The following is a 6,000-nucleotide window of genomic DNA, read 5'->3' as shown; positions in this document are numbered from 1 at the left end:
GCGGGCGCCGGGCCGTTTCCCGGGGTCGGTGCGTGTGGCCGGTGTCAGGCGGCGCCGGAGCGCAAGCCGTCCTCTGCGGCGGCGGTCGGCACGAGCGCTTTGACGAGGTCGGTCATCCTGAGAACGCCCACCTGCGCGCCGTCGCGCGTGACGCTGTAGATCAGATCGGTCTGCCCCTCGGAGCGGGCGATCACGGACTCGAGCGTGTCATCCCAGTCGACCTCGCCGGCGACGGTCTCGGGCCGCTGGCCGGTTTCTTCCATCACCGAGCGCACGCGCAGCACGCGGGCGCGGTTGATGTCGGAGATGAAGTCCACGATGTACGGGTCGTTGGGCTTCATCAGGATTTCCTGCGGCTCGCCCTGCTGGACGACGTAGCCGTCCTTGAGGATCACCAGGTGGTCGGCCAGCTTGAGCGCCTCGTCCAGGTCATGGCTGATGAAGACCACGGTCTTTTTCAACTCGGCCTGAAGCTCGAGCAGCAGGTCCTGCATGTCGGTCCGGATCAGCGGGTCGAGCGCCGAGAAGGCCTCGTCCATGAGCATCACCGGCGAGTTCGAGGTCAGCGCCCGGGCGATGCCCACGCGCTGCTGCATGCCGCCCGACAACTGGTGCGGGAACTGGTCGCCAACCCCCTGCAGGCCGACCCGGGCGAGCCACTTCTGCGCCTCGCTCTCGTAGTCGGCGCGGGCCACGCCGCGCACGTCCAGCGCCATGCCGGCGTTTTCCAGCACCGTGCGATGCGGCAGCAGCGCGAAGTGCTGGAACACCATAGACATTTCCTCGCGGCGCAGGCGGCGCAGGTCCTTCTCGTTCACCCCGACGATGTCGGTGCCGTCAAGTTCCACCTCGCCCGCGGTCGGATCAATCAGCCGGTTGAGATGGCGGATCAGGGTCGACTTGCCCGACCCCGACAGCCCCATCATCACCGTGATGTCGCCTTCCTTGATGTCGACGTTGATGTTGTTGAGCCCCAGCACATGCCGGTGCGTCTCCATCAGCTCTTCCTTGCCCATCCCGGCCTGCACCTCGTCGAGGACACTGGCGGGATCGGCCCCGAAGATCTTGTAAAGCCCGCGGATCGCGATCTTGGTTTTCTTGTCCGATGCACTCATGGGTCAGCCTTTCTGCGCAGCGTTGACGCGGTCGAGGGCGGCTTTCGTCGTGCGGTCGAGCATGACCGCCAGAAGCACGATGCCCAGGCCCGAGACAAGGCCGACACCCAGTTCGAGGTTGTTGATGCCGCGCAGTACGAGAACGCCCAGTCCCGGCGCCGAGACCAGCGAGGCGATGACGACCATCGCGAGGCTCATCATGATTGTCTGGTTCACGCCGGCCATGATGTTGGGCAGCGCCAGCGGGATCTGCACCCCGTAGAGTTTCTGCCGGTCGGTCATGCCGAAAGCCTCGGCGGCCTCGATCACCGACTCATCAACCATGCGGATGCCAAGATCGGTAAGCCTGATCACCGGCACGATGGCATAAAGGATGATCGCGATACCGTAGAGTTTCGGCTCGGTCACCGAGAACAGGAAAATCAGCGGGATCAGGTAGACGAAGGGCGGCAGGGTCTGGAGCATGTCCAGGATCGGGATCGTGCCCGCCCGCATTCTGTCGGATCGGGACATGGCGATGCCGATCGGCACCCCGAGCAGCACGCACAGGAAGGCGCACACCATGATGATTGCCAGCGTCTGCATGGCGTAGCTGTAGTAGTCGATGAAGGCCAGGCCGCCGATGCTGAGCGCCACGAAGGCCAGCAGCCGCCAGGATTTGGAGACGAACCAGACAATCGCCAGCAACAGCGGGATCACGATCCACCACGGCGTGTTGAGGATGCCGTAGAGCGCCCCGTCGAGCAGCCACGACAACGGCTGCGTGATCGGGTCTAGCACCACGCTCATGCTGTCCTTGACCGCGAGGAACCCGTTTTCGAGCCCGAGCGTCACGTTGCGCGATTGCGGAAAGGCCGCGCAGGCCTCGTTGAGCGCGTCCATCGACGGGAACGGCAGTTCCCAGATCGAGGTCGAGGTCTCTTCGCCCGAACTCTGCGCGACAAGCGCTTCCATGGACATCGGGGCGTCGCCGCCAGTGTCAGCGCTGCACCAGTCCTCGAGCCCCAGGGCCCGGAATACGAAATCGTAAGTTGCCATATCTTCATCCCCATCAGTGCCGCGGCGGCATCCGTCCCCCCAGCGCATAAAAAGACGGGGCCGATGCTAAGCCGGCCCCGTCACGATCTACAAGCGATTTACTGGTCCAGCATCGCCGTGAGGTTGCTGCGCGCCTCATCGCTGAGCCAGCCGGTCCATTCATCCTGGAAGTTGGTCAGGTAATAGACCGCGGCCTCGTCGGCGGAGGCGTTGTTCTCGTCCTTCCAGGCCAGCACGCTGCTCATGTCCGAGGTCTTGAAGGTCATGTTCTGCAGCAGCTCGAACACTTCCGGGTTGCTTTCCTGGAAGGTGCTGGTGGTGGCGGTCACGATCGGGGCCGCCGGGAAGTCCGACACGCCGGGGTTGTCGGTATCCGCGTTCTGGTTGTTGCTGTGGATTTCCGGATTGACCTCGCCAAGGTCGACCTTGGTCATGTCATACTTGCCGAGCGGAACCGTCGGGCCCCAGTAGTAGCCGAACCACGGCTCTTCTTCGAGCACGGCGTCGGCCATCGAGGTGGCCAGCACCTGGCCGGAGCCAGAGTTGAAGACCTCGACGCCATTGCCTTCAAGGTCCAGCGCCTCGGCCAGATTGTCACTGACCACGCGGCAACCCCAGCCTTCGGGGCAGTTGTAGAAGCGGCCGCCGGCCAACTCGGGATTCTCGAGGATCCCTTCGATGGTGGTCAGTTCGGGATGCTCCTCGGCAAGGTAGGTGGGGATCCACCAGCCTTCGACACCGCCGGGGTCGAGCACCGGCGCCGCCTCGACGACCTTGCCGGCCTCTTTCAGCTCGGTGTAGGTGTCACCGGTCGAGTTCAGCCACAGTTCGGTCACGATGTCCGGTTCGCCGTTCTCGGCGACCGAGGTGACGGCCGGAATGGTGTCCGAGGAGACCACGCTGACGTCACAGCCGTAGCCTTGCTCCATGATGAAAGAGGCGACGCTGGTCACGACCTGGGCCGAGGCCCAGTTCATCTCGGTGATCGACACCTCGCCACAGTCGCCGGATTGCGCTTGTGCGGCCATCGGGGCGGCAAAGGCGCCCGCGGCCAGGATGAGTGGTAGCTTTTTCATCTGTCAGTCCTTTCAGTTTCTCACGCCTCTCCCTACCTTTCGCATGGCGAAAGGGTGCAAACCACTTGGTCCTGCATCGGGAAGCTCCGTGATCTCGATACAACAGCGGGTCATATGCGCCCTGTTGTCAGAAATCTGGATGTCGCGGCGTGTCATGGTCATTGGCCATGGCGGTAGAGTTAGTGGAATGCCCGGGCGATTTCAACCCTGTCCGCGGCGCGTTCGGCTGAATCTGGTTTTCGCCCTCCTGCAAACGACCAAATGGGTGCCCATGGCGACAGAAATGCGCCCCCCTCCCCCCCCCCGGCCCGGGCCGCTTCAGAAGTCGACGGACACGCCCGGTAGCTGCAGCGCCTTCATCAGGTCGCGCAATTCCTGCCGCGCGGCCAGATTCGAGATGTTGAGGTTTTTCACCCCGATATCGCGCAGATCGAGCAGCGTCAGTCCGCGGGGGAACAGTTCCCGGAAGATGACCCGCTCGTTGAAGCCGGGTGCGGGGCGAAAGCCGATCCGCTTGCTGAGCTTGCCGATCGCCTTTTCCATCTTCTGCTTGTTGACCATGTTCTGTGCGCCCAGCCGGTTGCGCACGACAACCCAGTCGATCGGGTCGAACCCGGCTTGCGCGCGCAATTGCCGCGCATTCCAGACCATCGAGGAATAGACCGACGGCCCCTTGATCGTCTCGCCGTCAGAGTCGATCTGCGCCAGCAGGTCGAAATCGATGAAGCTGTCGTTGAGCGGCGTGACAAGCGTATCGGCCAGCGAATGCGCCACCTGGCTCAACCGCGTGTGACTGCCCGGGCAATCGATCAGGATGAAATCGCTGTCGGGTTCCAGCCCGGCAACGGCCATGGACAGCCGGTGATCAAAGACGTTCTCGCCTTCGTCGAGGGACTCCGGGTCGATTTCGGGCAGGTCGTGCCATGTCGGCGTCGGCAAGGCGAGGTCCTGCGCCGCCGTGAAGGCGCGGCGGTTCTCGATGTAGCGACCGAGGGTCTTCTGGCGCAGGTCCAGGTCCAGCACACCGACCTTGTGACCCAGGCGAGACAAGGCTGCGGCCACGTGCATGGACACCGTAGACTTGCCCGCGCCGCCCTTCTCGTTCCCGACAACGATGATATGCGCCAAGACACTGCCCTTTCCTCTGGCCCCGGGCCCCGTCCCGGGATGCCGGCGTAACCTTAGGGGGGTGCGGGGGCAAGGAAAAGCACCGGGCGGCAGGACAGGCTTGACTTGTGGCGTCAAAACCCCCATCCGGACAGTGACCGATGCCGCTGCCGCGTGAGCAGGGCGCCGCCCCAAACCGGGGGCAGGGCGCGAAACCGGCATCCGTCGAACAGGTTCCCACCATCACGCAGGGGTGCCGCGCCGGACCGGTGTGCAGGCAATGACGCCTGTGCGCGAGGTCACCGGTGCAACCCTCCGACCGGCCCGCATGCCTGCGGGCAGTTTGTCGTGCCGGTCTCGCCGGGCCGCGCAGAAGGAATGATTATGGATTTCGACATGCTGGGCCTTGCGCCCCGCCTCACCACGGCCCTTGCCGAGCAGGGCATTTCCGAGCCGACGCCGATCCAGGCCCAGGCCATCCCGCACGCCATGAACGGCCGCGACGTGATGGGCCTGGCCCAGACGGGCACCGGCAAGACCGCGGCCTTCGGCCTGCCGATGATCGATGCGCTGCTGAAAAGCCAGGGCAAGGCCGCGCCGAAGACCGCGCGCGGCCTGATCCTGGCGCCGACGCGCGAACTGGCCAAGCAGATCGCCGATAATCTGACCGCCTATACCGCGGGCACGCACCTCAAGACGGTGCTGGTCGTGGGCGGGGCCGGAATCACCGGGCAGATGCGGCGCCTGGAGCGGGGCTGCGCCCTGCTGGTGGCCACGCCGGGCCGGTTGATCGACCTGCTGGACCGCGGCGCGGTGCGGCTGGACGAGACGCAATACCTGGTGCTGGACGAGGCCGACCAGATGCTGGACATGGGCTTCATCCATGCGCTGCGCAAGATCGCGCCGCTGCTGCCCGACGATCGTCAGACGATGCTGTTCTCGGCAACCATGCCCAAGCAGATGTCGGAACTGGCCGACACCTACCTGTCCGACCCGGTCCGGGTGCAGGTCAGCCCACCGGGCAAGGCCGCCGACAAGATCGCCCAGACGGTGCATTTCATCGCCAAGGCGGAAAAGCCCGACCTTCTGGTCGAGCTTCTGGGCGAGCACCGCGAGGAACGCGCCATCGTCTTCGGCCGCACCAAGCACGGCTCCGAGAAGCTCTATCGCAGGCTCGAGAAGGCCGGGTTCGCCGCCGCCTCGATCCACGGCAACAAGAGCCAGGGCCAGCGCGACCGCGCGCTCAAGGCTTTCAAGTCCGGCGAGGTCAAGGTGCTGGTCGCCACCGACGTGGCTGCGCGCGGGCTGGATATTCCCGAGGTCAAGCACATCTACAATTTCGACCTGCCCAACGTGCCCGAGAACTACGTGCACCGTATCGGCCGCACGGCGCGAGCGGGGGCCGACGGCATGGCCATCGCCTTTTGCGCGCCCGACGAAATGGCCGAGTTGCGCGCTATCCAGAAAGCGATGAAGGCCGACATCCCCGTGGCCTCGGGCCGCCCCTGGCAGGTGGAAGACCCCAAGCCCAAGCGGGGTGGAGGGCGTCGCCGAGCCACCCCGGCCGGCGGGGGCGGCAACAAGACGTCCGCCGGGGCCGGGCGCCGCCGTCGGCGCGGCTCGCGGGCGGCCTGACCCTCGCGTGGCGGCTGGCCCTTCCGCCC

General features: G+C 65.3%; 5 protein-coding genes. 1 reads left to right on the top strand and 4 read right to left on the bottom strand.

From position 1 onward, the window contains the following. Positions 1-44: 44 nt before the first annotated feature. From BU124_RS04320 to BU124_RS04305, 4 genes are all read right to left on the bottom strand, one after another. The gene (locus BU124_RS04320) at positions 45-1,115 is read right to left on the bottom strand and encodes a quaternary amine ABC transporter ATP-binding protein (protein ID WP_084861212.1); all 1,071 of its coding nucleotides are present in this window, start codon (positions 1,113-1,115) and stop codon (positions 45-47) included. A 3-nt stretch (positions 1,116-1,118) separates the two neighbouring features. Next, a complete protein-coding gene (locus BU124_RS04315; RefSeq protein WP_084861211.1) occupies positions 1,119-2,153 on the bottom strand; it encodes an ABC transporter permease in 1,035 nt (344 codons plus the stop codon). Between the two features lie 98 nt (positions 2,154-2,251). Then, positions 2,252-3,229, bottom strand: coding sequence for an ABC transporter substrate-binding protein (locus tag BU124_RS04310; RefSeq protein ID WP_084861210.1), 978 nt, complete (start codon positions 3,227-3,229; stop codon positions 2,252-2,254). Positions 3,230-3,547: 318 nt separating this feature from the next. Next, complete coding sequence (locus BU124_RS04305; RefSeq protein WP_084861209.1) at positions 3,548-4,357, bottom strand: division plane positioning ATPase MipZ; 810 nt, start codon at positions 4,355-4,357, stop codon at positions 3,548-3,550. Between the two features lie 363 nt (positions 4,358-4,720). Between BU124_RS04305 and BU124_RS04300 the strand changes: the two genes are divergently transcribed. Beyond that, on the top strand, positions 4,721-5,971 hold the full coding sequence (locus BU124_RS04300) for a DEAD/DEAH box helicase (RefSeq protein ID WP_084861208.1): 1,251 nt from the start codon (positions 4,721-4,723) through the stop codon (positions 5,969-5,971). Positions 5,972-6,000: the final 29 nt, after the last annotated feature.

Source organism: Salibaculum halophilum (assembly GCF_002094885.1).
GTDB classification, from domain to species: domain Bacteria; phylum Pseudomonadota; class Alphaproteobacteria; order Rhodobacterales; family Rhodobacteraceae; genus Salibaculum; species Salibaculum halophilum.
Note: the sequence above shows the minus strand (reverse complement) of the source record. Positions and strands in the feature narration are given on the sequence as shown.

Bases quoted from the DNA above. Each gene is read 5' to 3' on its own strand.
- BU124_RS04320 (WP_084861212.1), bottom strand. From the start codon at position 1,115: ATGAGTGCATCGGACAAGAAAACCAAGATCGCGATCCGCGGGCTTTAC.
- BU124_RS04315 (WP_084861211.1), bottom strand. From the start codon at position 2,153: ATGGCAACTTACGATTTCGTATTCCGGGCCCTGGGGCTCGAGGACTGG.
- BU124_RS04310 (WP_084861210.1), bottom strand. From the start codon at position 3,229: ATGAAAAAGCTACCACTCATCCTGGCCGCGGGCGCCTTTGCCGCCCCG.
- BU124_RS04300 (WP_084861208.1), top strand. From the start codon at position 4,721: ATGGATTTCGACATGCTGGGCCTTGCGCCCCGCCTCACCACGGCCCTT.